Annotated in this window: 25 protein-coding genes; 9 read left to right on the top strand and 16 right to left on the bottom strand. The window is 67.8% G+C overall.

Annotated features, from left to right (window positions below; genetic code table 11):
• Positions 1–22: 22 nt before the first annotated feature.
• The 11 genes from AC1DSO_RS08285 to coxB all read right to left on the bottom strand — a co-directional run bounded on the left by AC1DSO_RS08285 (position 23) and on the right by coxB (position 10,026).
• Positions 23–601, bottom strand: a complete 579-nt coding sequence (locus tag AC1DSO_RS08285; protein ID WP_477068386.1) for a GNAT family N-acetyltransferase — start codon at positions 599–601, stop codon at positions 23–25.
• A gap of 114 nt (positions 602–715) precedes the next feature.
• The gene (locus AC1DSO_RS08280; RefSeq protein ID WP_477068385.1) at positions 716–1,981 is read right to left on the bottom strand and encodes a M16 family metallopeptidase; all 1,266 of its coding nucleotides are present in this window, start codon (positions 1,979–1,981) and stop codon (positions 716–718) included.
• Positions 1,982–2,027: 46 nt separating this feature from the next.
• A complete protein-coding gene (thrC, locus tag AC1DSO_RS08275) occupies positions 2,028–3,425 on the bottom strand; it encodes a threonine synthase (RefSeq protein WP_477068384.1) in 1,398 nt (465 codons plus the stop codon).
• Positions 3,425–4,111: an SURF1 family protein gene (locus AC1DSO_RS08270; RefSeq protein WP_477068383.1), complete on the bottom strand. Its 687-nt coding sequence runs from the start codon at positions 4,109–4,111 to the stop codon at positions 3,425–3,427. Before AC1DSO_RS08270 ends, thrC begins: the two co-directional genes overlap by 1 nt.
• Positions 4,104–4,481 (bottom strand): DUF983 domain-containing protein, encoded by a 378-nt coding sequence (locus AC1DSO_RS08265; RefSeq protein ID WP_477068382.1) that lies wholly within the window; start codon positions 4,479–4,481, stop codon positions 4,104–4,106. The genes AC1DSO_RS08270 and AC1DSO_RS08265 overlap by 8 nt, the downstream gene beginning before the upstream one ends.
• A gap of 72 nt (positions 4,482–4,553) precedes the next feature.
• A complete protein-coding gene (locus AC1DSO_RS08260; protein WP_477068381.1) occupies positions 4,554–5,426 on the bottom strand; it encodes a cytochrome c oxidase subunit 3 in 873 nt (290 codons plus the stop codon).
• A 70-nt stretch (positions 5,427–5,496) separates the two neighbouring features.
• On the bottom strand, positions 5,497–6,153 hold the full coding sequence (locus AC1DSO_RS08255) for a cytochrome c oxidase assembly protein (protein WP_477068380.1): 657 nt from the start codon (positions 6,151–6,153) through the stop codon (positions 5,497–5,499).
• Positions 6,131–6,292: a hypothetical protein gene (locus AC1DSO_RS08250; RefSeq protein ID WP_477068379.1), complete on the bottom strand. Its 162-nt coding sequence runs from the start codon at positions 6,290–6,292 to the stop codon at positions 6,131–6,133. The genes AC1DSO_RS08255 and AC1DSO_RS08250 overlap by 23 nt, the downstream gene beginning before the upstream one ends.
• The gene (cyoE, locus tag AC1DSO_RS08245) at positions 6,289–7,296 is read right to left on the bottom strand and encodes a heme o synthase (protein ID WP_477068378.1); all 1,008 of its coding nucleotides are present in this window, start codon (positions 7,294–7,296) and stop codon (positions 6,289–6,291) included. The genes AC1DSO_RS08250 and cyoE overlap by 4 nt, the downstream gene beginning before the upstream one ends.
• A gap of 100 nt (positions 7,297–7,396) precedes the next feature.
• Positions 7,397–9,061 (bottom strand): cytochrome c oxidase subunit I, encoded by a 1,665-nt coding sequence (gene ctaD / locus AC1DSO_RS08240; protein ID WP_477068377.1) that lies wholly within the window; start codon positions 9,059–9,061, stop codon positions 7,397–7,399.
• 26 nt (positions 9,062–9,087) lie between these two features.
• The gene (gene coxB / locus AC1DSO_RS08235) at positions 9,088–10,026 is read right to left on the bottom strand and encodes a cytochrome c oxidase subunit II (protein ID WP_477068376.1); all 939 of its coding nucleotides are present in this window, start codon (positions 10,024–10,026) and stop codon (positions 9,088–9,090) included.
• 372 nt (positions 10,027–10,398) lie between these two features.
• Between coxB and AC1DSO_RS08230 the strand changes: the two genes are divergently transcribed.
• From AC1DSO_RS08230 to tldD, 4 genes are all read left to right on the top strand, one after another.
• Positions 10,399–10,725, top strand: a complete 327-nt coding sequence (locus tag AC1DSO_RS08230; protein WP_047411906.1) for a PadR family transcriptional regulator — start codon at positions 10,399–10,401, stop codon at positions 10,723–10,725.
• On the top strand, positions 10,722–11,285 hold the full coding sequence (locus AC1DSO_RS08225; protein WP_056055001.1) for a DUF1700 domain-containing protein: 564 nt from the start codon (positions 10,722–10,724) through the stop codon (positions 11,283–11,285). The genes AC1DSO_RS08230 and AC1DSO_RS08225 overlap by 4 nt, the downstream gene beginning before the upstream one ends.
• A gap of 22 nt (positions 11,286–11,307) precedes the next feature.
• Positions 11,308–12,126 carry a GIN domain-containing protein gene (locus AC1DSO_RS08220; protein WP_477068375.1) on the top strand — a complete coding sequence of 273 codons (819 nt, stop codon included), beginning with the start codon at positions 11,308–11,310 and terminating at the stop codon, positions 12,124–12,126.
• A 227-nt stretch (positions 12,127–12,353) separates the two neighbouring features.
• Positions 12,354–13,799 (top strand): metalloprotease TldD, encoded by a 1,446-nt coding sequence (tldD, locus tag AC1DSO_RS08215; RefSeq protein ID WP_477068374.1) that lies wholly within the window; start codon positions 12,354–12,356, stop codon positions 13,797–13,799.
• Between the two features lie 157 nt (positions 13,800–13,956).
• Here the strand turns inward: tldD and AC1DSO_RS08210 are convergent, their stop codons facing one another.
• Positions 13,957–14,454 carry a GNAT family N-acetyltransferase gene (locus AC1DSO_RS08210; protein WP_477068373.1) on the bottom strand — a complete coding sequence of 166 codons (498 nt, stop codon included), beginning with the start codon at positions 14,452–14,454 and terminating at the stop codon, positions 13,957–13,959.
• Between the two features lie 198 nt (positions 14,455–14,652).
• On the opposite strand from AC1DSO_RS08210, the gene AC1DSO_RS08205 reads away from it, so the two are divergent.
• On the top strand, positions 14,653–16,719 hold the full coding sequence (locus tag AC1DSO_RS08205; RefSeq protein ID WP_477068372.1) for a TonB-dependent receptor plug domain-containing protein: 2,067 nt from the start codon (positions 14,653–14,655) through the stop codon (positions 16,717–16,719).
• A gap of 238 nt (positions 16,720–16,957) precedes the next feature.
• Here the strand turns inward: AC1DSO_RS08205 and AC1DSO_RS08200 are convergent, their stop codons facing one another.
• Positions 16,958–18,862, bottom strand: a complete 1,905-nt coding sequence (locus AC1DSO_RS08200; RefSeq protein ID WP_477068371.1) for a peptide MFS transporter — start codon at positions 18,860–18,862, stop codon at positions 16,958–16,960.
• 213 nt (positions 18,863–19,075) lie between these two features.
• On the opposite strand from AC1DSO_RS08200, the gene AC1DSO_RS08195 reads away from it, so the two are divergent.
• Together AC1DSO_RS08195 and AC1DSO_RS08190 are read left to right on the top strand one after the other, a co-directional pair.
• Positions 19,076–19,603 (top strand): DUF427 domain-containing protein, encoded by a 528-nt coding sequence (locus tag AC1DSO_RS08195; RefSeq protein ID WP_477068370.1) that lies wholly within the window; start codon positions 19,076–19,078, stop codon positions 19,601–19,603.
• 84 nt (positions 19,604–19,687) lie between these two features.
• Positions 19,688–19,840, top strand: coding sequence for a hypothetical protein (locus AC1DSO_RS08190; RefSeq protein ID WP_477068369.1), 153 nt, complete (start codon positions 19,688–19,690; stop codon positions 19,838–19,840).
• A gap of 16 nt (positions 19,841–19,856) precedes the next feature.
• Here AC1DSO_RS08190 and AC1DSO_RS08185 read toward each other — a convergent pair whose 3' ends face one another.
• Both AC1DSO_RS08185 and AC1DSO_RS08180 read right to left on the bottom strand, forming a co-directional pair.
• Positions 19,857–21,218 carry a glutamate--cysteine ligase gene (locus tag AC1DSO_RS08185; protein WP_477068368.1) on the bottom strand — a complete coding sequence of 454 codons (1,362 nt, stop codon included), beginning with the start codon at positions 21,216–21,218 and terminating at the stop codon, positions 19,857–19,859.
• A 134-nt stretch (positions 21,219–21,352) separates the two neighbouring features.
• On the bottom strand, positions 21,353–22,069 hold the full coding sequence (locus tag AC1DSO_RS08180) for a 16S rRNA (uracil(1498)-N(3))-methyltransferase (RefSeq protein ID WP_477068367.1): 717 nt from the start codon (positions 22,067–22,069) through the stop codon (positions 21,353–21,355).
• A gap of 46 nt (positions 22,070–22,115) precedes the next feature.
• Between AC1DSO_RS08180 and ppk2 the strand changes: the two genes are divergently transcribed.
• Both ppk2 and AC1DSO_RS08170 read left to right on the top strand, forming a co-directional pair.
• A complete protein-coding gene (gene ppk2 / locus AC1DSO_RS08175) occupies positions 22,116–22,877 on the top strand; it encodes a polyphosphate kinase 2 (protein WP_477068366.1) in 762 nt (253 codons plus the stop codon).
• Positions 22,878–23,132: 255 nt separating this feature from the next.
• Entirely contained in the window at positions 23,133–24,920 is a 1,788-nt protein-coding gene (locus tag AC1DSO_RS08170; RefSeq protein WP_477068365.1) for a DUF4153 domain-containing protein, read from the top strand.
• Here the strand turns inward: AC1DSO_RS08170 and AC1DSO_RS08165 are convergent.
• Positions 24,901–26,694 carry an ABC transporter ATP-binding protein gene (locus AC1DSO_RS08165; RefSeq protein WP_477068364.1) on the bottom strand — a complete coding sequence of 598 codons (1,794 nt, stop codon included), beginning with the start codon at positions 26,692–26,694 and terminating at the stop codon, positions 24,901–24,903. The genes AC1DSO_RS08170 and AC1DSO_RS08165 overlap by 20 nt on opposite strands.
• Between the last annotated feature and the right edge of the window lie 29 nt (positions 26,695–26,723).

The following is a 26,723-nucleotide window of genomic DNA, read 5'->3' as shown; positions in this document are numbered from 1 at the left end:
TTGCCGACATGATCTCCTGCGCTCAATCGGGCGCGACCATGCCGAACAGACGATGATCTCTCCAACCGCCGTTAATTTTCAAATAAGCGGGGGCGTATCCTTCCTCCAAAAACCCGCATTTCTGTAAAAGCGCGGCCGAGGCGTGGTTTTCCGGCATGCAGGCGGCTTCAAGTCTGTGAAGGCCCAGGCCCTTGAAAGCAAAGCGGATCAGCGTTTCGACGGCGTCGGCCATGTGACCTTGCCGAACATAGGGCTGGCCGATCCAGTAGCCGATCGATCCGGTCTGGGCGACACCACGCCGCACGTGAAAAAGCCGCACCGCACCGATCAGGGCGTCGTCGGCGCGGCGGAAGATGAAGAACGGATAGGCCTCGCCTAGCTCCAGTTCGCGGGCATAGGCCGATAGGCGGGCGCGGAAGGCCGCCCGGGTCAGGTCGTGCTCGGGCCAAGTCGGCTCCCAGGGCTCCAGAAAGCCTCGCGACTTGGCGCGCAGCGCGGCCCAGGCGCGATGGTCGTGCGGACGCGGCGGCCGCAGATAGACCGCGCGCCCCTCCAGCTTCAGGCGGGGTCGGGTTTTTAGGAACGGCAGTAGGGCGGACAAGTCGACGGCTCTGAATCGATCACTTGAACCACCTTCCGACGTCAGGACGCGTCGGGTCCAGATGAATATCTGGACCCGGTCAAACTCAAATACGCCGAGCGCGCCAAGCGCGCTCTAGGAGAACAACGCCTTGTCGAACGCTTCGCCGGCCTTCAGCGCCGACTTGGCTCCGAGCACGGCCGTGGCGGCGCGGCCTTTGGCCAGCAGGCGCTGTCCGAGGCGGGCAACGTCGGCCGGGGTCACCGCGTCGACCTCGGCGGCCAGCTCGGCCGCCGGATACAGGCGATCGAACAGCAGCACCTGACCCGCGCCCTGCTCGGCGCGCGACAGCGGCTGCTCGCGGGCCATGAAGGTGTGGGCCTTCAACTGGGCCTTGGCGCGGGCCAGCTCGGCGTCGTCGATCCGCTCGATCAGCTTGGCGACCTCGGCCGCGCAGACCTTGGCGGTCTCGACCGCGTCGCCGGCCGCGCAGCCGGCATAGATGCCCAGCGTCCCGTGGTCGGCATAGGTGTCGGCATAGGCGTCGATATTGTAGGCGAGGCCGCGCTTCTCGCGGGCTTCCTGGAACAGGCGCGAGGACATGCCGCCGCCCAGGCACTCGGCGAAGATCCGCAGGGCGAAATAGTCGTCCTCGCGCGAGCCGCAGGCCGGCAGCATGAACACCAGGTGCGCCTGCTCCAGCTTGCGGACCTCGGCCTCCGGACCGCCGACAAAGCTCGCCGGCGCGGGAACGCTGGCGCCTCGTGTGGCGGGCAGGTCGCCGAACGCGCGCTCGGCGGCGGCCATCAGCTCGGCCTCGTCGACCGCGCCGGTGGCGCTGACCACCAGGCGGTCGGCGGCGTAGAGGGCGGCGCGCCAGTCGGACAGGGCCTCGACCGTGGCGGCCTCGACGGTCGCGTCGCTGCCCAGGATCGGTCGGCCCACCGGATGGTCGCCCCAGGTCGCGCGCTGGATCAGGTCGAAGACGTAGTCGTCGGGCGCGTCGGCGGCCTCGGCGATCTCCTGGGCGACGACCTGCTTCTCGCGGGCCAGGTCGGCGGGATCCAGGGTGGGACGGCGCACCAGGTCGGCGATGACGTCCATGCCCAGATCCAGGCCGCCCTTCAGCGCCCGGACCTGGAAGCTGGTGCGCTCATAGCCGGTGGCGGCGTTGATCGAGCCGCCCTCGCTCTCGATCACCTCGACGATGTCGCGGGCCGAGCGCGAACCCGCGCCCTTGAACACCATGTGCTCCAGCAGGTGCGACCAGCCCGACCGGGCCGGGTCCTCGTAGGCCGCTCCGCGTCCCGCCACCACGGTCAGGGCCAGGGTTTCAAGGCCCGGCATCGGGTCGCAGACGACGCGGACGCCATTGGGGAGGGTGCGGAAAGAAGCTGTCATGAGCCGCGGTATCTAGGCGCTCGCGCGCCTAGACGCCAGCTTTCGCTCAAGTATTGGCCACGAACGTCCGCACGAACGCCTTCACCGACGAGCCGTCGGCGGGCAGGCGCTCGAACTTCTCCGGCTTCTTCGAGAGGTCCGGCGTGGCGCGCGGGGTCGAGGGCAAGAGGCCGGTGGCCGCCTGAACGGCTTCGGGGAACTTGGCCGGATGGGCGGTCGACAGCACCACCACCGGGATCGACGGATCGACGCGGACACCCGCGGCGGCGGCCAGGCCGACGGCGGTGTGCGGATCGACGACCTCGCCAGTCTCGTTCAGCGTGGCCAGCATGGTCTTGGCGGTGTCGGCCTCGCTGACGCTGACGCCTCGGAACAGCTCGCGCATCCAGCCGTGGGCGCCGGGCGGGATGTCCAGCAGGCCCGTGTCGGCGAAGGCGCGGAAGGCGCGGCCGGTCTCGACCCCGTCGCGGCGGACGGCCTCGAAATACAGGCGCTCGAAATTGCTGGCCACCTGGATGTCCATGGCTGGGCTCTGGGTCGCGGCCACGGCGCCGCGCGCATAGCGGCCGTCTTCGAAAGCGCGGGCCAGGATGTCGTTGGAGTTGGTGGCGGCGGTCACCGAATGGATCGGCAGGCCCAGCTTCTTGGCCACGAAGGCGGCGTAGGCGTCGCCGAAGTTGCCGGTCGGCACCACGAAGGCCACTTCGCGTTCCGGGGCGCCGAGCGCCACAGCCGCGGTGAAGTAATAGACGCTCTGGGCCGCGATCCGGGCCCAGTTGATCGAGTTGACGCCCGACAGGTCGACGGCGTGGCGGAACTGGTCGTCCTGGAACGCCGACTTGACGATGTGCTGGCAGTCGTCGAACGAGCCCTGGATCGAGATGCAGGCCACGTTGCTGTCGGCTGCGGTGGTCATGAACCGGCGCTGCACCTCGCTGATGCGGCCTTCCGGGAAGAGGGCGACGATGCGGGYGTTCTTGCGGCCCCGGAACGCCTCGACGGCCGCGCCGCCGGTGTCGCCGGAGGTGGCGCAGATGATGGTCATCTTCCGCGACTGGCGCTCGAGCACATAGTCGTAGAGGCGGCCCAGCAGCTGCATGGCCACGTCCTTGAACGCCAGGGTCGGGCCGTGGAACAGCTCCAGCAGATAGCGGTTAGGGCCCAGCTGCTTCAGCGGGACGACGGCCGTGTGGGCGAAGCTGGCATAGGCCTCCTCGCACATATGGGCCAGGTCGTCGGCCGGGATGTCGTCGCCGACGAACTTGCCGACCACGGCGGCGGCCACTTGGGCGTAGGGCTTGCCCCTGAAGCTCGCGATCTCCTTGGCCGAGAAGCTGGGCCACTCGAAGGGCACGTACAGGCCGCCGTCGGGGGCCAGGCCGGCCAGCACCRCATCCAGGAAGCCGATGGACGCGGACTGGCCGCGGGTCGACACGTAGCGCATCAGGGTCTCAATCTCCGCCAGAGCATGGCGGCATAGATAAACAGCAGGGTTACGGCAAGACCGAACCACGTCAGAGCGTATTCCAGGTGCCGATTGGAAATTTCTGCCGGCAGCGGCGCGGGGGTGATTCCGGCCGGCGCGGGCGTCTCGCGTTCGGCCATCAGCACCAGCGGCGCAGGCTTGCGGCCCGGGAAACGGCTCAGGATCTCGGCGCGATCGCCGCCCAGCTGAGCGATGGGCATCAGCACGCCCGTGACCTGGCGCGGCGCGTCGAAAGCCTTGTCCGGCGCGCTGACCTGGCCGGTCAGGCCCGAGACGACGCCACGATCGACCAAGACCATGTCGTAGGGGCCGGCGGAGATCCCGCACGGCGCTTGAGCCCGCCAGACTATGTCGCCGTCGCGGACGCCGTAGACCAGGGGCAGCGGCGCGCCGGGCACTGCGGCGCAGTCGACGCTGACGCGGGTCCAGGCCAGGGCCTCGGGCTTGGCGCCGGCGGTCAGCACGCTGGCCAGCGGCGCGGCTGGCGCGGTCTTCAGGGTCTCGATCCTGGCCAGCAGGTCCTGCTTCCAGCGCAGCCGCTGGACCTGCCAGCCTCCCAGGCCGCAGAGGATCGCGAAGGAAATCCCCGTGGCGATCGTCAGGCCGATCGGAAAGCCGGGTTTGGCCAGCCGGGCCTCAGACATCGCTTCGCCCCGCCTCGGAGGCCTTCTGCGCCACCTGGGCGGCGACCATCAGGCCCTTGGCCGGCCGCATCAGGCCCAGGCTGATGACCAGCACCGCCGGCAGCCAGACCAGCAGCAGCAGCCAGACCGGCCAGTTCCAAGCGAACATCGAAAACAGCGCCCCGAACGCGCAGACGGATCCGGCGATCAGGATCACGAACGTCGCCGCGCCGTCGCCGGTCTCGTACTTGCCCAGCTCGAAGCCGCAGGCCTCGCAGCGCGGGGCCACCTTCAGGAAACCCTCGAACAGATAGCCCTCGCCACAATGGGGGCACAGGCCGCGCGCGCCGGCGGCGTAGGGATTGGTCTTGTGGGCGGAAGGAGGGGTCATGAAACTGGGCCTTGAAACGAAAAAGGCCCGGAACGCTGGTCTGCGTTCCGGGCCCCTCAGGATCTTTTGGATCTAGTGGGCCGAGGCCCCGAAGATCACGTAGATGAACGCGAACAGGAACAGCCAGACCACGTCCACGAAGTGCCAATACCAGGCGGCCGCCTCGAAGCCGAAGTGCTGCTTGGGCGTGAAGGCCCCGTTCAGCAGGCGGATCAGGCAGACGATCAGGAACAGGGTGCCGACGAACACGTGGAAGCCGTGGAAGCCGGTGGCCAGGAAGAACGTCGAGCCATAGAGGCCCGAATTCACGGCGGCTTCCGAATAGAACAGCTGCTCGTGGTTGATGTGGCTGTACTCGTAGACCTGGATCAGGGTGAACAGCGCGCCCAGCGCGATGGTCAGGATCAGGCCCCACTTGGCGCCCTTGCGGTCGCCGACCTGCAGCGCGTGGTGCGCCCAGGTGACCGTGGTGCCCGAGAGCAGCAGGGTCAGGGTGTTGACCAGCGGCAGGTGCCACGGCGAGACGGTCTCGACGCCGGCGGGCGGCCAGGTGGCCCAGGCGGTGCGGACTTCCTCGATCGCCGACAGGGTGCGGTGATGATGGAACAGYGCCATCTCGAAGAACATCCAGAACCACGCCACGAAGAACATCACTTCCGAGGCGATGAACAGGATCATGCCGTAGCGCAGGCCGATCGAGACGACCGGGGTGTGGTCGCCGACCTTGGCTTCCTTGGCCACGTCCGACCACCAGCCAAACATGGTGTAGAGCACGCCCGCGAAGCCGGCGGCGAAGATGGCCCAGTTGCCCTTCTCGATGCCGAACACGCCGCCCTTGATCCAACCGATCAGGCCAATGGCCATGACGGTCGCGGCGACGGAACCCACGAAGGGCCACGGGCTGGGCGGAAGGATGTGGTAGTCGTGTTTGACGGCGCCGGCCATGTTGCTGCTAACCCTTATATCCCTCTGAGCACGGTCGCTGGTCCCCCCGCGCCGTGGTCGTTCTGAAACGCTATAGCCCTCTCGACGGTGCGCCGCCAAGGGGTTCGACGATACGAGGCGTCGCCGATGCGGCGACTTTGCCAGCTTTACCGTCATCGACGGCGGGGAAGAACGTGTACGAGAGCGTGATCTCGTTCTTGCCCTTGGTTTCGGGATCATCCGCGAACTGGGGATCCACGAAATAGACGACCGGGAACTCCACCGTCTGGTGAGGCTGGATCGTCTGGCTGGTGAAGCAGAAGCACTCCAGCTTCTGGAAATACGGCCCCGCCGATTCGGGCACCACGTTGTAGAGCGCCCGGCCCGTTTGCGGCTTGTCGGTGGGGTTGGTGACCTTGAAGAAGGCCAGGCCCGTGTCGCCGATGCGGATGTCCTGGCTGGCCTGCAGCGTCTGGAACTGCCACGGCAGCTCGCGGATGTTGGCGTCGAAGCGGACCTTGACCTTGCGGTCCAGGATCCGGGTCGGCTTGGCCACGGCCTTGCGAACCGTGCCGTCGAAGCCGGTGGCCTGGCAGAACAGCTTGTACAGCGGCACGGCGGCATAGGCCGCGCCGACCATGCCGAAGAAGGCCGCCGCGCAGATCAGGGCCACCTTGCCGTTGCGGCGCTCCTGCGGCGTCGGGGCAGACTTAGGGGAGCGCCCCTTACGGATGGGGATGGGCGACATTGGCGCCGAGCCTCACGAGGGTGACGACGAAGACCATGATCACGAAAGCCACCAGGCCAAGGCCCAGCGCGATGTTGCGCCCGTTACGGGCCTTCTTGGCCGCGTCCCGCGTCGCTTGAGTGTCTGCCGGTTGGTTCACTTGAGCAGCTCCAGGGCGTGCACGCCCGCCACGGCCTCGCCCAGCAGGGCGGCGAACAGGGCGAAAAGGTACAGGATCGAGAAGGCGAACAGGTTGCGCGCGGCCTTCGCGCCGGCGGCCTTCTCGTCCTCGGTGACGTCGTAGAGGGCCCGGTCGGCCACGCGCGGGTCAGCCGCGTCGCCGGCCTTGCTGGCGAAGACACGCCAAGAAAGGATCAGGAACACCGCCCCGCCCAGGGCCGCCACGGCCAGGTAGATCGGGCCGCCCAGGCCGGTCAGCACCGGCGTCAGGCAGATCGGAACCAGCAGCAGGCTGTAGATCAGGATCTGCTTGCGCGTCTCCTTGGCGCCCTTGACCACCGGCAGCATCGGCACCCCGGCCTTGGCGTAGTCGGTGGTGACGTACAGCGACAGGGCCCAGAAATGCGGCGGGGTCCAGAAGAAGATGATCGCCACCATCAGCCAGGCGTTCAGCGGGGCCGAGCCCGTGGCCGCGGCCCAGCCGATGGCGGGCGGCAGGGCGCCGGCCAGGCCGCCGATGACGATGTTCTGCGCCGTCCAGCGCTTGAGCCACATCGTGTAGACGACGGCGTAGAAGACGATGGTGAAGGCCAGCAGGCCGGCGGCGAACCAGTTGATCGCGAAGCCGAGGAACATCACCGACAGCAGGGACAGCACCACGCCCAACGAGGCGGCCTCCTCGGCCTTGACCTTGCCCGACGGCACCGGACGGCCGCGCGTGCGGCGCATCTGCTGGTCGATGTCGGCGTCGTACCACATGTTCAGCGCGCCCGAGGCGCCGGCCCCGACGGCGATGCACAGCACCGCGATCGCGCCCAGCACCGGATGGATCGGCGCGCGGGCCGCCAGCAGGCCGGTCAGGCCCGTGAACACGACCAGCGACATGACGCGCGGCTTCATCAGCTGGAAATAGTCCTGCCAGCGCGCGGTCTCTGTCGTGTCCGGCTGGGCCGTCTCCGGGGTCATGGCGAGGGTCTTCGACATCGAGAGGAATATATCGGTCTTCAATGGGCGAAGGGCGCGGCCTGGACCCTTAAGGATCCCGACCGCGCCCCTGCTTCTCTTGGGTCCGGAAGAGCCAGCCTTAGTGGTGGCTGTCTTCCTTGATCACCGGCGGTTCGCTGAACTGGTGGAACGGCGGCGGCGAGGACAGGGTCCATTCCAGCGTCGTGGCGCCTTCGCCCCACGGGTTGGCGACGGCCGGACGGCGACGGATCGCGGCTTCCAGCAGCAGGACCAGGAACACGACCACGCCGACGGCGGTGATCATGTAGCCCACCGACGAGACGTAGTTCCACTTGGCGAAGGCTTCCGGGTAGTCGACGTAGCGACGCGGCATGCCTTGCAGGCCCAGGAAGTGCTGCGGGAAGAACACCAGGTTCACGCCGACGAACATGATCCAGAACTGCGCGCAGCCCAGGAACTCGTTGTACTTCACGCCCCACATCTTCTCGAACCAGTAGAAGAAGCCGGCGAAGATGGCGAACACCGCGCCTAGCGACAGCACGTAGTGGAAGTGCGCGACCACGTAGTAGGTGTCGTGCAGGCTGTAGTCGATGCCGGCGTTCGACAGGACAACGCCCGTGACGCCGCCGACCGTGAACAGGAAGATGAAGCCGATCGCCCACAGCAGCGGCGTCTTGAAGTCCAGCGAACCACCCCACATCGTGGCGATCCAGCTGAAGATCTTCACGCCCGTCGGGACGGCGATGATCATCGTCGCGGCCACGAAATAGGCGCGCAGGTTGATGCTCATGCCGACCGTGTACATGTGGTGCGCCCACACGACGAAGCCCACGAAGCCGATGGCGACCATCGCGTAGGCCATCGCCAGGTAGCCGAACACCGGCTTCTTGGAGAAGGTCGAGACGATGTGGCTGACGATGCCGAAGCCCGGCAGGATCAGGATGTACACTTCCGGGTGGCCGAAGAACCAGAACAGGTGCTGGAACATGACGGGGTCGCCGCCGGCCGACGGGTCGAAGAAGTGCGTGCCGAAGTTACGGTCGGTCAGCAGCATGGTGATGGCGCCGGCCAAGACGGGCAGCGACAGCAGCAGCAGGAAGGCGGTGATCAGCACCGACCAGGCGAACAGCGGCATGCGGTGCAGGGTCATACCCGGCGCGCGCATGTTGAAGATCGTGGTGATGAAGTTGATCGCGCCCAGGATCGACGAAGCGCYAGCCAGGTGGAGCGACAGGATCGCCAGGTCCATGGCCGGACCCTTGTGGCCGATGGTCGACAGCGGCGGATAGATCGTCCAGCCGCCGCCGAAGCCGTGGCCCGGGCCGCCGTCGACGAACATCGACGTGCAAAGCAGGACCCAGGCGGCGATCAGCAGCCAGAACGAGATGTTGTTCATCCGCGGGAAGGCCATGTCCGGCGCGCCGATCATGATCGGGACGAACCAGTTGCCGAAGCCGCCGATCATGGCGGGCATGACCATGAAGAAGATCATGATCAGGGCGTGGGCGGTGACGACGGCGTTATAGCCGTGCTTGCCCTTGAAGACGCCCAGCTGGGCCAGCAGGCCGGTGTCCGAGAACACCTGGATGCCCGGCTCCATCAGCTCCCAGCGGATCAGGCCCGACAGGGCGCCGCCGACGATGCCCGCCATGATGGCGAACAGGATGTACAGGGTGCCGATGTCCTTGTGGTTCGTGGAGAAGAACCAGCGAGCGAAGAAGGGCGGCTTGTGGTCGGCGTCGTCGTGACCGTCGTGGCCGTGAGTGTCTGCGGCGTGAGCCATCGGACTTCTATCCTACGATCGTATTCTTAGGCCGCCGGCGCGGCGGGAGCCGCGGCCGGAGCGGAAGCGGGGGCGGCGGCCGGAGCCGAGGCGGGGGTCGCGGCGGCGCCAGCGGCGGCCGGAGCCGGAGCGGCGGCCGGCGGCGCGACCTTCTCCTTGACCCAGGCGTCGAACTCGCCTTGCGAGACCACGTGGATCTCGATCGGCATGTTCGAGTGGTCGACGCCGCAGAGCTCCGAGCACTGGCCGTAGAACACGCCGGTCCGCTCGGCCTTGAACCAGGTTTCGTTCAGGCGGCCCGGGATGGCGTCGATCTTCAGACCGAAGGCCGGCAGGGCGAAGGCGTGGATCACGTCGGCGCCGGTGACCTGGACGCGGACGACCTGGTTCACGGGAACGACCATCGCCTTGTCGGCGGCCAGCAGGTACGGGACCTTCTTGGCGTCGGCCTGTTCCTTGGTGAGCGGCAGTGACACGATCTCGCTGATCTTCTGGTCGGGATATTCGTAGCCCCAGTACCACTGATAGCCCGTAGCCTTCACGGTCATGTAGGGTTTGGGCATGTCGTTGTAGTGGAACAGCAGCCGGAACGAGAAGATGGCGATGACCATCAGGATCAGGACCGGCACCAGGGTCCAGACGATCTCGACCGTGGTGTTGTGGCTGAACTTGGCCGGGACCGGGTTCGCTTTCTTATTATAGCGCACCACGATCCAGATCAGCAGGCCCAGCACCAGCAGGGTGATGGCCGTGATGATCGGCATCAGGACGATGTTGTGGAACCAGATCGCGTGGTGCTTCAGCTCCGACGCGGCCGGCTGGAGATCGATGGCCCCCGGCGTGGGCTGGCCCATCAGATCCTCGGCGAGGGCGTTCCCCGCGAATGCCCCAGAGAACACGATGCTGGCGGCGAGGGCGGACACGCCCGTCATGATCCGCCGAATCCCCGAAAATTGCGCCTTCATATCCCTCACGGCCCGTTTCGGCGGCGAGTTGACCCTAATCTAAGGCCGCGCCGCGCCGACTTGTATTTACGAGACCCTCGATCCAGCGCCCGCCGTCGACGTCGCTCATAGTGAGTCGCGCGTCGACGTCTAGTCCGCCCGATGGTCGGTCCGAGGCTGCATACGCGCATCGCCAGCGGTTGCCAAGCGCCAGAGACCACGCGCGCGGCATGGGATTGCCCGGTTGCCCCCGACCTGAGGCGCCACGGCCGGGAATCCGTTTCATCGGGCGCTGAAACGCCTTCCGCATCATTACGTATCGTTCATCAGTAGGTACCTTGCACCACTCAGTACCGTGCAGTACAAGGCTGCATCCAACCAGGCGAGGACGACGTGCCGGAAGCCATTGAAATCCAATTGAAGAAAGGCGTGCTGGCGCTGTGCGTGCTGGCCTTGCTCTCGCACGCCGACAGCTACGCCTACGAGATCGCCAGCAGGCTCACGAGGGACATCGATATGGGGGAAGGGACGATCTATCCGCTGATGCGCCGCATGCAGTCGGATGGGCTGGTCGAGACCTATCTGGTGGAAAGCCAGAGCGGTCCGCCGCGCAAGTACTACCGCCTGACCGCCGCCGGCCGTCAGAGCCTGGCCCAGCAGAAGGCCGAATGGACCACGTTCGCCAACGCGGTGAACGACATCGTGGGAGCCTCCGCATGACCCAGGCCGAGTTCATGACCCGCCTGCGCCGCGGCCTGGCCGGCCTGCCGGTGACCACCATCGCCGACATCGTCGCCGACCATGAGGCCCACTTCGCCGACGCCCAGGCCGCCGGCCGCAGCGAAGCCGAGGTGGCCGCCGCGCTTGGCGATCCCGACCGCCTGGCCCGCGAACTGCGCGCCGAGGCCGGCCTCAAGCAGTGGGAGGAGAAGAAGAACCCCTCCAACGCCATGGCCGCCGTCATCGCCCTGCTGGGCCTGGGGGCGCTGGACCTGATGTTCCTGCTGCCCCTGCTGATGGGCGTGCTGGGCGCGCTGTTCGGCGTGCTGGTCGCGGTCGTCACCCTGTTCGTGGTCGGCGGCTTCGTCTTCGCCATGGGGCCGCTGGCCGCGCCTCCGGGCGGGCCGATCACGGCCTTCCTGGCGGGCGTGGGCCTGATGGCCACCGCCACCTTCCTGGGGGCCCTGCTGACCGTCGTCACGGTCGGCGTCGTCAACGCGGTCGTCTGGTACGGCCGCCTGCACTTCCGGCTCCTGAAGCCGGCCATGGACCAAGCCTGAGCGGCGAAGAGGAGGGGACACTATGCTGATCCGCAACACACTCATTGTCGGCGTCGCCAGCTTCGCGCTCGCCATCGCCTGTTTCGCCGGGGTCGCGGCCATCGCCGGCCCCGAGATCATGAAGAACGGCTGGACCCTGCCGTTCGACAACGACGGCGACACCATTGTCGTCCGCGAGAACGGCAAGGTGATCCGCACCGTCCGGCACGTCCGCGTCGCCGGCGAGCGGCCCTCGCCGACCGTCGACCGCACCTTCGCCTGGACCGGCAAGGACCAGCTGATCATCGACCTGCCGGTCGACGTGGTGTTCGTCCAGGGCGCCGAGGCCAAGATCGTCGCCTCGGGACCGAAGAGCTACATCGACCGCCTGCGCGTCGACGGCGGCCACGTCGGCCTGAACGAGGACGATGACGTCGATCACGACACCCTGACCATCGACCATCACGGCATCCGAGTTCAAAGCGACTCCGACCGCGTGAAGATCACGGTCATCGCCCCGGACGTCACCAAGTTCGACGTGCGCGGCTCAGGCGATCTGGAGATCCGCCGCTATGACCACCCGGCCCTGGCCGTGACGGTCAGCGGCAGCGGCGACGTCCAGGCCGCCGGCCGCACCGAAGCCGTCGCCGTGGACAATTCGGGCTCGGGCTGGGTGAACCTGACCGACCTGAAGGCCAAGGACGCGGTCTTCGACACCTCGGGCAGCGGCGGCGGCGCGCTGTTCGCGACCAACAAGGCCAAGATCGACATCTCCGGCAGCGGCGACGTCGAGCTGCGCACCGAGCCCAAGCTCGTCAGCAGCGAGATCAGCGGCTCGGGCGAGATCCGTCGCGAGTACTGACACTTTCCTCCGACCTCCCCGGCGAAGGCCGGGGCCCAGATTCATCCCGAGCGATTGAGGTGATGCGCCTCTCTCCACCGCCAGACCCGGCGGTCGCTCTGGGCTCGATCTGGATCCCGGCCTTCGCCGGGAAGGTCGGATGAAGGAAGCGTCGTGCTCTTTATCATCTGGACCGCGACAATAGGGGCGGGGTGACGGACGCGTTCGGAACGCCTACCTGTAGGCTCATGAACGCACCGCTCTCCGCCTCTTCCCTTCTGGGCCCCTCCCTCCTGGACGCCGCCGGCGTCGATCCCGAACGCGCTCGCTCGATCCTGGGCGAGGCCCTGGCCGGCGCCGACGACGGCGAACTGTTCCTCGAACGCTCCGAGAGCGAGGCCTTCGTCTTCGACGACGGACGCCTCAAGAGCGCTTCCTACGATTCCGGCGAGGGCTTCGGCCTGCGCGTCGTGGCCGGCGAGACGGCGGGCTACGCCCACGCCGCCGAGATCAGCGAAGCCGCCATCCGTCGCGCCGCCGATTCGGCCAGCCTGGCCAAGCGCGGCCACGCCGGCGTCAGCGCCGAAAGCCCGCGCTCGACCAACGAAAAGCTCTATGGCGAGGACAATCCGGTTTCCGCCCCTGACTTCTCCGACAAGGTCTCCCTGCTCCAGGAGATCGACGCCTTCGCCCGCGCCCGCGACCCGCGTGTCGTGCAGGTGATGGCCTCGATGGCCGGCGAGCGGCGAGTGGTCGAGATCCTGCGCGCCGACGGCAAGCTGATCCGCGACGTCCGCCCGCTGGTGCGGGTCAATGTCCAGGTCACCGTCGAGAAGGACGGCCGTCGCGAGAACGGCTCGTCCGGGGCCGGCGGCCGGGCCGGCTTCGCTGCCTGGATCTCGCCCGACAAGTGGCAGGACCAGGTCGACGAGGCCCTGCGCATGGCGCTGGTCAATCTCGACGCCGTCGCCTGCCCGGCCGGCGAGATGGACGTGGTGCTGGGTCCGGGCTGGAACGGCGTGCTGCTGCACGAGGCCGTCGGCCACGGGCTGGAAGGCGACTTCAATCGCAAGGGCATCAGCGCCTTTTCGGGCCGCTTGGGTGAGCGCGTCGCCGCCAAGGGCGTCACGGTGTTCGACGACGGCTCGATCCCGGGCCGCCGCGGCTCGCTGACCGTCGACGACGAAGGCACGCCCACCGAGCGCACCATCCTGATCGAGGACGGCATCCTGGTGGGCTACATGCACGACCGGATGAGCGCGCGGCTGATGGGCATGAAGGCCACCGGCAACGGCCGCCGCCAGTCCTACGCCCACATGCCGATGCCGCGCATGACCAACACCGGCATGCTGGCCGGCCAGGACGATCCGCAAGAGATGATCGCCTCGCTGAAGCGCGGCCTGTACTGCGCCAATTTCGGCGGCGGCCAGGTGGACATCACCAACGGCAAGTTCGTCTTCCAGTGCACCGAGGCCTATCTGGTCGAAGACGGCAAGATCACCGCCCCGGTCAAGGGCGCGACCCTGATCGGCGATGGCCCCAGCGCCCTGACCCGGGTGACCATGATCGGCAACGACTTCGACTTCGACCCCGGCATCGGCGTCTGCGGCAAGTCGGGCCAAGGCGTGCCGGTCGGCGTGGGTCAGCCGTCGCTGAAGATCACTGGGCTGACCGTGGGCGGCACGGCGGTTTAGGGCGCGCGCAAAAGCGCCCCCTCCGTCACGTCGCCTATCGGCGCCGCGCCACCTCCCCCGCTTCGCAAGGGAGGAGGAAGCCGTTCCCTCCTCACCCGTGAAACGGGGGAGGTGGATCGCCGCGGATACGCGGCGAGACGGAGGGGGCGTCTCCCGCCTAAATCACCCGCTCCAGATACGTCACCGTCTTCTTCCCGCCGTGGATCGCGGCGGTCCCCACCGGGACGAAGCCCAGCGCCGTGTGGAACCTGTCCGAGGCCGGGTTGGGCGGATCGGAATTGACCTCGCAGACGATCCGTTCGTGGCCCGCCGCCTTGGCGGCCGCGAACAGGTTGTCGTAGAGCCGCCGCGCCAGACCCCTGCCCCGCGCCCCGTCGGCCACCACCACCCGGTCGACATAGACGAAGGCGCCATAGCGCTCGCGGAACCACAGGAAGTTCTCGCTGTCGTAGTCGGCGGCCTGGTCGAAGGCCAGCAGCAGGGCGTCGGCCGCGCCGACCCGCCGCGCTACGAACGCCTCGGCGACCAGATGCGCCAACCGTTCCGGCTCCAGCCACGACAGCTCGACGGCGTGGGCGTTGTTCAGCGCCAGCAGCGCCGCGCCGTCGGCGCCAGCCAGGTCGCTCGCCGTCAATGGCGTCACGGCGTCGGTCATCTCATGCTCCCCATTCCGCCCGCACCTATGGCCTCGAGCCACGCGCCGCAAGCCGCCCCGCTGGGTGATCAGCGGCAACCTTTCAAAGGTTTAATCCACATTTCACGGATGTAACTTTCTTCGCGCCACGGCCGCCGCCACCGTGCCCCCACATTTCGCCCGGCCCAGGGGAGGGTCGCTTTTGGGGGACAAACGCCGATGCTAGCGACCGCTCTGCTGATCGCCTTGGCGGGCGTCGCGCCCCTCGACGAGGACCAGGCCGTCAGCACGGCTGAATCGTCCTCGCCCCCGGCCGCCGCCGCGCCGCAAGAGGTGGACCCGGCCCAGCGCGGCGTCATCCCCTACCCGCCCGAGTTCTTCGCCGCCGCCCAGCCCAGCACCGCCCTGGACATGATCACCCGCCTGCCCGGCTTCTCGCTGGAGCAGGGCGACAACGCGCGCGGCTTCGCCGGCACGTCCGGCAACTTTCTGATCAACGGAGAACGCCCCACCAGCAAGAACGAGTCCCTCGAGGACATGCTGCGGCGAATCTCCGCGTCGACCGTCGAGCGGATCGACCTGATCCGCGGCGGCGCGCCGGGGATCGACATGCAGGGCCGCACGGTCATGGCCAACATCGTCCTCAAGCGCACGGTCCAGGTCCAGAAGGTCGTCAACCTCCAGACCTACCTCTATCCGGACGGCTTCTTCGGCCCGATCCTGGAGCTGGAAGGCTCGCGCCGCGAGGGCGACAACGCCCTGGAAGGGTCGCTGAAGGCCACCCGCGACCGCACCGACAACACTTACGACGGCGGCGTGCGCCTGCGCGCCAACGGGGCCGGCGTTCCCATCTCGAAGGACGCCCTGAAGGGCTACGACATCATCGAGAACTACATCCTGCGCGGCGCCGTCCAGCGGCCGATGCTGGGCGGCAAGGCCCGCGTCAACGCCAAGCTCGAGTTCTTCGGCTACGACCGCGACGTGACCGCCACCCGCGTCTTCCCGGGCCCGGCCCGCGAGCTGAACGGCGAGACCCTGGCGGACTACACTGGCGAGTTCGGGGCCCGCTACGACCGCGGCCTGTCGGCCCGCACGGACCTGCAGCTGGTTTTGCTGCAGAACCTGGAGCGGGACATCTATGGCTCCACCTTCGAGACCCCCAGCCTGTTCGTCGACTACCGGTCGAAGACCGACACCGGCGAGACGATCCTGCGCTCGGAGCTGAAGCACCGGCGCTCGGACAGCCTGTCGTTCGAAGCCGGGATCGAGGGCGCCTATAACTTCCTCGATGGTGACAATCGCTATTACGAGAACCGGGTCTCGATCCCGTTGCCGGCCGCCCAGGTCAAGGTCGAGGAGCTGCGCGGCGAGCTGTCGGGCAAGGCGATCTGGCGGGCCAGCCCGAAGCTGAACCTCGAGGCCGGGGCCCGCATGGAGGTCTCGCGCATCAGCCAGAGCGGTGACACCGATCTTTCGAAGTCGTTCTTCTATCCCAAGCCCCGGCTGCTCGCGACCTGGTCTCCGACCAAGACCGACCAGCTGCGGGTGCGGATCGAGCGCGAGGTCGGCCAGCTGGACTTCGACGACTTCGTCTCGTCGGCAGGCACCGAGACCGGCACCGTCGACGCCGGCAATCCCGACCTCGAGCCGGACCGCCGCTGGACGATCGAGACCGCCTGGGAGAAGCGCTTCTGGGGCGGCGGCGCCCTGGTGCTGCTGTACCGCCACGGCGAGATCAAGGACGTCGTCGACGTCATCCCGATCAACACCAGCTTCGAGGCGCCGGGCAATATCGGCGACGGCAAGAGCGACTTCTACCAGGTCAATCTGACGCTACCGACCGACAAGCTTGGCGTCAGCGGCGGCCAGCTGAAGGCGCGCCTGTCGTGGGCGGAAAGCCAGGTCACCGACCCCGTCACCCATGCCAGGCGCCGCATCTCGGGCCAGAAGCCGTTCACCTGCGACGTCCGCTTCACGCGCGACATGCCAGGCGGCCGATGGAGCTGGGGCGTCACCACGAACTGCCAGAACGAGGAGCGCTACTACCGCGTCGGCGAGGTGCGCACCTTCAAGTTCGAGCAATACCTGGAGGGCTTCGTCGAATGGCGGCCGCGCAAGGACCTGACCATCCGCACCGAGCTGGCCAACTGGAGCAGCCGTCACAAAATTCGCACCCGGGTGATGTACGCGGGCAACCGGGCTTCGGGAATCGTCACGCAGACCGAGACGCGTGAACTCCCGTTCGAGCCCTACCTGTTCATCAAGGTGCGAAAGAGCTTCGGGTAGGAGCGGAAAGCGGCCTTCGTGGTTTGAGCCACCGCGAAGGCCGTTCCCACCTGAGGTAAGGCGTGGCCCCTCCACGCCTTGGAGAAGGGCCCCAGTTCGTCGCTGGGGCCCTTCATTCCGTAGAGCCTGTCCGTCTAGGATGGACATCCTAGACGGATAAACAGGCTCTAACTCAGATACTTAGAGCGTGGCGGACGCCGAAACCGCCTAAACTTTCGGCTGCCACGCTCGGCCAGGCCTAGGCCTGACCGGAGACGGTAGAATCCGCGATCGGCGCGGCGTTGGTGTCGTCCGAGCCGTGCGACCACTTCTTGAGGAATGGCGCCAGGACCAGGAACAGCACCCCGATCCCGATCGCCACCAGGCCGATGACCTTGAACACCAACAGCGACTGGGTCATGGCGGCGGCGGGGTTCAGGACCTGGCCACCGATCGTCTCGGTCGAGGCGATGGCGGCGATCCAGCCGCCGAACAGGTTGGCCATGGCCAGGGCCATGTACCAGACGGCCATCACGAACGAGACGATCTGGACGGGCGACAGCTTGGTCATCTGCGACAGGCCGACCGGCGACATGCACATCTCGCCGCTGGTGTGCAGCATGTACATCAGCACCAGGAAGACCAGCGGCATCTTGAACGCGCCGTCGGCGAACTGAGCCCCGATCAGCAGGATCAGGAAGCCGGCGCCGATCTGGATCATCGACAGGCCGAACTTGACCATCGGGTTGGGATTGACCCCGCGCGCCGTCAGCACCGTCCACAGGGCGGCGAAGACGGGGGCGAAGATCAGGATCCAGCCGGCGTTGATGGCCTGGGTCTGGGCGGCGTTGAAGGCCGTGTTGACCCACAACCTGCCCGTGGTGGAGATTCCGGCGGCGGCCAGCTGTTCGGGCGAGCCCAGCACCACCGCCCCGCCGAACCATTCGACCGGCTTGGACAGCAGCTTGAGGTTCACATTGGTGGCCGCGAACAGGTTCAGCGACGAGCCGGCCTGCTCGAACAGGGTCCAGAACACCACCGCGCCCAGCACCAGCACCGTGGCCAGCAGCAGGCGCTCACGCTCGACCTTCTCGCACTTGGCGAAGGCGAACCACAGGATATAGCCCAGCGAGCCGAACATGCCGGCCAGCAGGGTGGCGCTCACGACCGGCGTGTGTTGCACCAGCAGGAACACCGCTCCCACCGCCAGCCCGGAGATCCCGTAGATCACCAGCTCGCGGCTGATCGGCCCGGCGACCTTTTCCTTCAGCTTGGCGCCTTCCGGCGGCTCGCCGTGGCCCAGCAGCCAGGGCTTGCCCAGCACGAAGATCACGAAGCCGGCCAGCATGCCGATGCCCGCCGCGCCGAAGCCGGCCCACCAGCCGACATTGACGCCCAGGACGCCGCACAGAATGGCGGCCCAGAACGAGCCGAGATTGATGCCGTAATAGTAGAGGGTGAAGCCCGGATCCCGGCGCGGGTCGCCTTGCGGATAGAGCTGACCGACCAGGGTGGCGACATTGGCCTTCATGAAGCCGACGCCGACGATGATCAGCGACAGGGCCAGCCAGAAGATGTTCAGGTACAGCGGGTCGCGGTCCTTCACCGCCAGCGTGTACTGGCCCTTGGACAGCACGGCGGGAACGGCCGCGTCGGCGGGCAGGCCCTTGATCTCGAAATTACCCGCCTCGCTGGCGGCGACCGCGTAGGGCTTGCCGGCCACGATCATCCGGGCCAGGCGCTCGTCGCCCCGGCCCTGGGCCTGGAACTCATAGGTCTGGCCGGCATAGGTCAGGGTCTGGACCGCCGGCTTGCCCTCGATCGCCATGGTCAGGTGACCCGCCACCAGCAAGATGGCGCCGAGCGCGACGGCCTTGCGGGTGCCCAGGTAGCGGTCGGCCAGGAAGCCGCCCAGCAGGGGCACGATATAGACCAGCGAGGTATAGGAGCCGTAGTGGCCGCTGGCGGCCTTCGGGTCGAACAGGAAGTGCTGGGTCAGATAGAAGATCAGCAAGCCCCGCATGCCGTAGTAGGAGAAGCGCTCCCACATCTCGGCCAGGAAACAGATGATCAGGCCGCGCGGATGGCCCTTCAGAAGCTGAATGACGACGGGAATTCCGGTCACCAGCGTGACCAGAATGCCCGCGGCGATAACGATATTCATACACTAGCCTTGAACGTGACGAGTGGCTGGGCCTTGACCACCCCCGGTCAAATCTCCCTCGCCGGCCCCAATTGGCGGGGAGAAGATCACGCGAGCCGGCGTTTCACAAGCAACGCCTTGCCGGGCCGCTCGGGCCTTCCGATCTTTGGGTTGAAGCTTGGCGGTCGCCTCGCGCGTTCTGAGTAGCGAACCTTTTCACGCCGGAGCCCGCCCATGAAGATCCCCGACGAGAGCCACCCCATCACCATCACCCGCGCGCCCAACGCCGTGCGGGTCCTGTTCGAGGGCCACGAGATCGCCGACAGCGACGACGTGCTGGTGCTGCAGGAGGCGAACTATCCGCCCGTGTTCTACTTTCCGCGCGACGACGTGCGGATGGTGTTCCTGCGGCGGACCGACAAGGTCACCCACTGCCCCTACAAGGGCGACGCCTCCTACTTCACGATCTATCGCGACGCTCAGGTCATCGAGAACGCCGTCTGGTCCTACGAGGACCCGTTCCCGGCCGTGGGCCAGATCGGCAACCGGGTGGCCTTCTATCCGGAACATGTCGAATTCCAGCTCGGCGACCTGACGGCGGCCCAGACCGAAGCGCTGAGCGTCGACGAGGTGGTGCGTCACACCGACAGTGGTTCCGGCGCCAGCCAGGCCGAGCGCTGGCCGGCCAATGTCGACATGCCCGATCCGGACCGAGTCGAGCGCGATGTCGACCAGCCCTACCGCGGCATTGGGTCGCTGTAGGGTCTCGCCGGGCTTAAGCCCGCGTTAACCGCTGGGAGCGTGACCATACGGTCTAGCTCCCATCAGAGGGGCGCGGAGGAAACCATGGCCTACGTCTCGTACCATCGGACGTCCGCTGTTCACGCGACGACCACCACCCTGCCCCAGCGCCGCGTGGCTTGGGGCCGACTCTTCGCCCTGGCCGCGACCGCGATGCTGTGGGTCGGGATCATCGCGGGCGTGCGGGCGATCCTTTAAGGACCGCCCCGGCCCGTCAGTAGGCGCAGTCGGTGAAGACCCGGCTGATGTCGCCTTTCCATTCGCCCTCGTACAGCGAGAGCAGGCGTTCGGCCGGGGTGATCCCGCTGTCGGCGATCTGCTCCAGCTCGCCCAGATAGATGGTCTCGTCCAGGAAGCCGCCGTTCAGCTGAGCGCGATTCTTCAGGCCCGAGCGGGCGATGGCCACGAAGTCCTTGGCCACGTCCTGGGCTGTGCGGCCGGCGACCTTGGCCTTCAGGCCCAGCCTCGGCACGTCGCGGCGCAGGCCCTCGCGATCCTCGATCGTCCAGTCCTTGCAGAGGTCCCAGGCCGCAGCCAGGGCCGCGTCGTCATAGAACACGCCCGTCCACAACGCCGGCAGCGCGCAGAGACGGCTCCAGGGGCCGGCGTCGGCGCCGCGCATCTCCAGATAGGTCTTCAGCCGCACTTCGGGGAAGGCGGTCGTGGTGTGGTCGGCCCAGTCCTTCATCGTGGCGATCTCGCCCGGCAGCTCGGGCAGCTTGCCCTCGATGAAGTCGCGGAAGCTGCGCCCCGCCACGTCGATATATTTGTCGCCGCGCTTGACGAAGTACATCGGCACGTCCAGCGCCCAGCGGGCGTAGCGCTCGAAGTCGAACCCATCCTCGAACACGAACGACAGCAGGCCCGTGCGATTGGGGTCGGTGTCGGTCCAGACATTGGCGCGGGCCGACAGGAAGCCGTTGGGCTTGCCTTCCGTGAACGGCGAATTGGCGAACAGGGCCGTGGCGATCGGCTGCAGGGCCAGGCTCATGCGGAACTTGGCGACCATGTCGGCTTCGCTGGAGAAGTCGAGATTGGCCTGCACCGTGCAGGTGCGCAGCATCATGTCGAGACCCAGCCCGCCGACCTTGGGCATATAGTTCCGCATGATCACGTAGCGGCCCTTGGGCATGACCGGGACGTCCTCGCGCTTCCACAGCGGCGAGAAGCCAAGGCCCAAAAAGCCCAGGCCCAGCTCGTCGGCGACGGTCTTGACCTCGTCCAGGTGCTGGCCGGTCTCGTCGCAGATGTCGTGCATGGTCGCCAGCGGCGCGCCGCTGAGCTCGAACTGGCCGCCGGGCTCGAGGCTGACATTGGCCCCGTTCCGTTCCAGGCCGATGATGGTCGGGCCTTCCATGACCGGCTTCCAGCCGAAGCGCTGCAGGCCGGTCAGCAGGGCGTGGACGCCCTTGTCGCCCTCATACGGAACGGGCGTGTGCGCGCCGAGATAGAAGCCGAACTTCTCGTGCTCGGCGCCCACGCGGAAGCGTTCCTTGGGCTTGGACCCTTGGGCGAAATAGTCGGTCAGATCGGCGAGCGTCAGCGGACGCTCTTGGACGCTAGTGGTATCGGCCATGCAAGCCGTCCCTCCCCAGGGTTGCGATGCTGAGGGTGGAGAGGGCCCATTCTCTCCGCCGACGGCGAAACTCAGTCACGCCCAGTTGGGCGTTTTCTTTCCGAACCTCAAGGGGCCACCTTGAGCATATATTTTCAACGCCAGTCCCCCGCCGCCGCCTGCCACAGCGTCATGGCGCAGATCGCGGCGGTGTCGGCGCGCAGGATGCGGGGCCCCAGCGACACCGGCGTGACGAAGGAAAGACCGCGAAGGCGCTCGCGTTCCTCGGGCGCGAAACCGCCCTCCGGGCCGATCAGGATCGCCGCCGGCGCGCCGGTCCCCGCCAGCGCCTCGATGGCCGGCTTGGCGTCGCCGCCTTCGTCGCAGAACACCAGGCGCCGGGCCGGGTCCCAGCCGTCCAGGATCTTGTCCAACTTCTCGGGGTCGGCGACCTCCGGCACGTCCAGCCGGCCGGTCTGCTCGGCGGCCTCCATGGCGATGGCGTCCAGGCGGCCCAGCTTGACGAAATCGACATTCGTTCGTCGGGTCACCGTTAGCCGCACCCGGCGCGCGCCCAGCTCGGCGGCCTTTTCGACGATGGTTTCGATCCGGCCGCGCTTGACCATGGCCACGATCAGGTCGAGGTCCGGGCCAAGGTCCAGGGGTCGGGTCAGTTCCTCGGCCTTCAGCAGGCAGCCGCGCTTGCCGGCCTCGACCAGGCTGGCGCGCCACTCGCCGTCGCGGCCGTTGAACAGCAGGACCTCGTCACCGACCGTCAGGCGCATGACCGAGGTCAGGTAGCGCGACTGGTCGACGGTGGGCGCGACGCCGGCGCCGGCGGAGAGGTCATTGGGAACGAAAAGGCGGATCATGGCGTCCTTCTAGCGCAACTCGACTTTCCGGGGGTAGGCTCGCGTCATGAGCAAGTCCGACGATTACGACAACGAACTCCGGCAGCTGCAGCTGGCTTTGATCGAGATGCAGAAGAAGGCGATCAAGGACGGCTGGAAGATTCTGGTGGTCTTCGAAGGCCGCGATTCGGCCGGCAAGGACGGCACGATCGCCCGGGTCACCGAGCATTTGTCCAAGCGCGCCACCACCGTCGTGGCCCTGCCCAAGCCGACCGAGCGCGAGCGCGGCGAATGGTACTTCCAGCGCTATGTCGACTACTTGCCGGCCTGTGGCGAGGCGGTGATCTTCAACCGCTCCTGGTACAATCGGGCCGGGGTCGAGCGGGTGATGGACTTCTCGACGCCAGAGCAGCAGGAGCAGTTCCTGCGCGACGTGCCGGCCTTCGAGCGGATGCTGGTCGAGAACGGCCTGCGCTACGTCAAGTTCTGGCTGGACATCGGCCGCGAGGAACAGGCCGAGCGCCTGAAGGCCCGCCGCGAGGACCCGCTGAAGGCGTTCAAGACCAGCGACCTCGACAAGGTCGCCCAGGACAGGTGGGACGACTACACCAAGGCGCGCGACGAGATGCTCATGCGCACCCACAGCGACGTCGCCCCGTGGATCTGCGTCCGCGCCGACCACAAGAAGGCCGCGCGGCTCAACGTCATCCGCTGGCTGCTGCACGCGGCCGGCGACAAGAAGCTGATCAAGGGCGTGGCCAAGCCGGACCCCAGCGTCATCTTCTCGTTCGAGCCGGCGGCGCTGGAGGACGGGCGGCTGGCGCGCTAGCGCGCTAGCGCGGAGCGTAACACGCCTAAAATCTGTCATCCCGGAAGCCTCGAAGAGGCTATCCGGGACCGCCGGAAGCGCGGCGCTTGTGGCGGTCCCGGCTCTCCGCGCTACGCGCTGCGGCCGGGATGACATCGGAATTGTTGAAATCGAGCCCCTCACCGCTTCTTTCGCGCCGACACTCTTCCACCGTCCAGCTTCCCAATCGCGCCCCGGCGTGGTGCTGTGCCCCCAAGCAAAGGGGAGACGCCGGACATGGACGCCATGGACGCCAAGACGGTGCGAACCACCGCCGTGACGCGGCTGGCCATCGGCCTAGCCCAAGGGATTCTGCTCTTTCTCCTCCACAGAGCCGACGACACCAAGGCCTGGCCGGCCACCCAGCCGCTGCTGTTCGGGCCGCTGCTGGTCTGCGCCCTGATGGTCCCGCTGATTCCGCTGGCGGGGCTGTCGGCCATGCGCCGCGCGCCGCTGATCGGCTGGAGCCTGATCGCTACGGTGGCGGCGGCGATCCTGGCGATCCACGCGGCCTGGACCGGCGCGGCGCCCGACCGGATCGGGGCCGGAGCCCTGTCGCCGCCAGTGTTTCCGGCCGTGGCGGCCCTGCTGTTCATCGCCCATCACCTGATCCAGCCCGCCGAGGCGGCGCGCAAGCCGGTCGCGCCCTATGCGGACTATTTCGACCTGGCCTGGATGCACGGCGTGCAGCTGGCCCTGTCCCTGGCCTTCACCGCCGTGTTCTGGCTCTTGCTGTTCCTGGGCGGGGCGCTGTTCAAGCTGATCGGCATCGACGCGATCCAGAAGCTGATCGGCGAGGCCGCCTTCGCCATGCCCGCCACCTGCGTGATGTTCGCCGCCGCCGTGCAGCTGACCGACGTCCGCGCTGGCCTGGTCCGCGGCGTGCGGACCGTGGCCCTGACCCTGCTGGCCTGGCTGCTGCCGCTGATGACCCTGATCGCGGCCGGCTTCCTGGCCAGCCTGCCGTTCACGGGCCTGGCCCCGCTCTGGAAGACCAAGGCCGCCACCGCCCTGCTGCTGTCGGCCGCCGCCCACCTGATCGTGCTGATCAACGCCGCCTACCAGGACGGGACCGAGCCCGGCCCGGTCGTGCTGCGCTGGGCCGCCCGCATCGCCGGCGCGCTGCTGATCCCGATCGCGGTGCTGGCCGGCTACGCGCTTCACCTGCGGATCGATCAGTACGGCCTGACGCCCGAGCGGGTGTTCGCCGCCGCCTTCGTGCTGGTCGCGGCGGGCTATGCGCTGGGCTATGCGATCGCCGCCGTGCGGCCCGGCGCCTGGCTGAAGGGGCTGGAACCGACCAACCTGGCGATGGCCATGGTCGCCGTGCTGCTGCTGATCGGCCTGTTCACCCCGATCGCCGACCCGGCGCGGCTGTCGGTGAACAGCCAGGTCAAACGCCTGGAGACCGGCAAGGTCTCGGCCGCCAAGTTCGACTTCCAGTTCCTGCGCTTCGACAGCGGGCGCTACGGCCGCGACGCGCTGAACAGGCTGAAGGCCGGTCGCAACGCCGAGGTCGCCAAACGCGCCCGCGAGGCGGCGGCGATGAAGGAGAAGACCTACGCCCCCGCCCAGCGCGGCCCGAACTTCGGCGACATGACGGTCTATCCCGCCGGCAAGACCCTGCCGGCCAGCTTCCGCGCCCAGGACTGGACCGCCAACGGCTCGGATTCGGCCTGCACCTTCGCCGGCATGCAGTGCTCGGCCCTGGTGCTGGACGTCGACGGCGACGGAATCGACGAGGTGCTGCTGGCTAGCGGCGGCAGCTTCGACATCTTCAAGTCCACCGACCACGGCTGGCGGCGGATCGCCCAGGCCAGCTCGTCGTGTCCGAGCGTCGACATCGACGCGGCGCTGAAGGCCGGAACGGTGAAGATGGACGCGCCGACACCGCGCCGCGACGTGCTGGTCGGCGATCAGCGCCTGGTGCTGTCGCCCACCGGCGACGGCTGCACGGGCGCGATTCCCAAGAGCCCCGGCGTGTGGCTGCCCACCGACATCCGGCCTACGCCACCCCGGCGCTGATCGCGTTGAGGCGGGCATAGACCCCGCCTCTGGCCGTCAGCTCGGCGTGGCGGCCTTCCTCGACCACCCGGCCCTTCTGGAAGACCAGAATCCGGTCGGCGCCGCGCACCGTCGACAGGCGGTGGGCGATGACGATCGTGGTCCGCCCCTCCATCAGCGCCTCGGCAGCGGCTTGGACCAGGCCCTCGGTCTCGACGTCCAGTGACGAGGTCGCCTCGTCCAGGACCAGGATCGGCGCGTCGGCCAGGAAGGCGCGGGCGATGGCCACCCGCTGGCGCTCGCCGCCTGACAGCTTGACGCCCCGCTCGCCGACCAGGGTGTCGTAGCCCTTGGGCAGGCGCAGGATGAAGTCGTGGGCCCGGGCCTTGGTCGCGGCCGCCTCGACCTCCTCGCGGGTGGCGTCCGGCTTGGCGTAGGCGATGTTCTCCAGCAGCGAGCGGTGGAACAGGGCCGGATCCTGCGGCACCACCGCGATGGCGCGGCGCAAGCTGGTTTGGGTCACCTTCGAGACGTCCTGGCCGTCGATGATGATCTCCCCGTCCTGCAGGTCGTGCAGGCGCTGGACCAGCTTGACGAAGGTCGACTTGCCCGAGCCCGTCGGCCCGACCAGCGCCACCCGCTCGCCGGGGGCGATCTTCAGGCTGAAGCGGTCGTACAGCGGCGCGCCGGCCGCCTTGTAGCGGAAGGTCACGTCGCGGAACTCGATGGCGCCGGCGCCGGGCTGGAAGTCGGGCGCGCCGGGGGCGTCGGCGATCTGCGGCTGCAGCCGTGTCCAGGCGGCGACATCCTCGGTGTCGTCGATGCCCTTCTGCAGCATGCGAATGTTCTCGCCCAGGTTCCGCAGGTAGCCGCTCATCAGCATGAAGGCGGTGATGGCGAAGGCGACGTCGCCGGGCGTGGCCGTGCCCTGGGCCCAGCCCCAGACCATCGAGCCGGTCAGGCCCGCTTGCAGCACCACCAGCAGCAGGTTCTGGCCCAGCCAGACGTCGGTGAAGCGGGTCCAGGTGACCATGACCGCGTCGCGCCAGGCGGCCGTGACCTCGGCCAGCCGCGCGGCCTCGCGTTGTTCGGCCCCGAAGCTCTTGACCGTCGGGTTGGAGGTCACGGCGTCGGCCAGGGCCCCGCCGATCTGGGAGTCCAGGGCGTTGGAGCGCAGGTTGCTGGGCCGGACGTAACGCTCGGTGACCCACAGGTTCACCGACAGATAGGCGATCACCACGGCCAGCGAGACGCCGCCGGCCAGGGGCTGGCGCAGCAGCATGGCGATCGACAGGCCCAAGAGCACGATGATCCCCGGCCCCAGCCAGATGGTCACCGCGTCGGTGACGCTGTCATAGCCCCACATGGCCCGGGTCAGCTTGCGCACCGTGGCGCCGGCGAAGCTGTCGGCGTGCCAGTCGGACGAGAAGGCCTGGACCTTGGCGAAGCCCTCGTTGGTCATCTCCTCCATGTTCCGGGCCGCCAGCGGGATCCAGAACCGATGGGCGATGTTGCGCACCACCGCGAAGGCGAAATAGACGCCGATGAACATCGCCAGGGCCGACCAGGCGCCGGCGTCGCCGCGCGGCTTGCTGGTGACGATGTCGACCAGGTGGCCCGAGGCGTAGGGCAAGGCCAGGTCGAAGGCGATCGCCACCAGGGTCAGGCCGACGCCGAAACCGAACAGCACCGGCCGCCGCTTCCAGAACCGGGCCACGAAGCCCAGCACCTGGCGGTTGGACAGCGCGCGCTTGCGGGCGCCGATCTCGTCCTCGTCCTCGAAAGCGTCGGTCATGGCCGGGGAGATAGGATGTTTTTGATCCC

The organism is Caulobacter sp. P4_E5, from assembly GCF_056401555.1.
The sequence above is the reverse complement of the archived record's forward strand: the minus strand, read 5'-3'. Positions and strand labels throughout refer to the sequence as shown.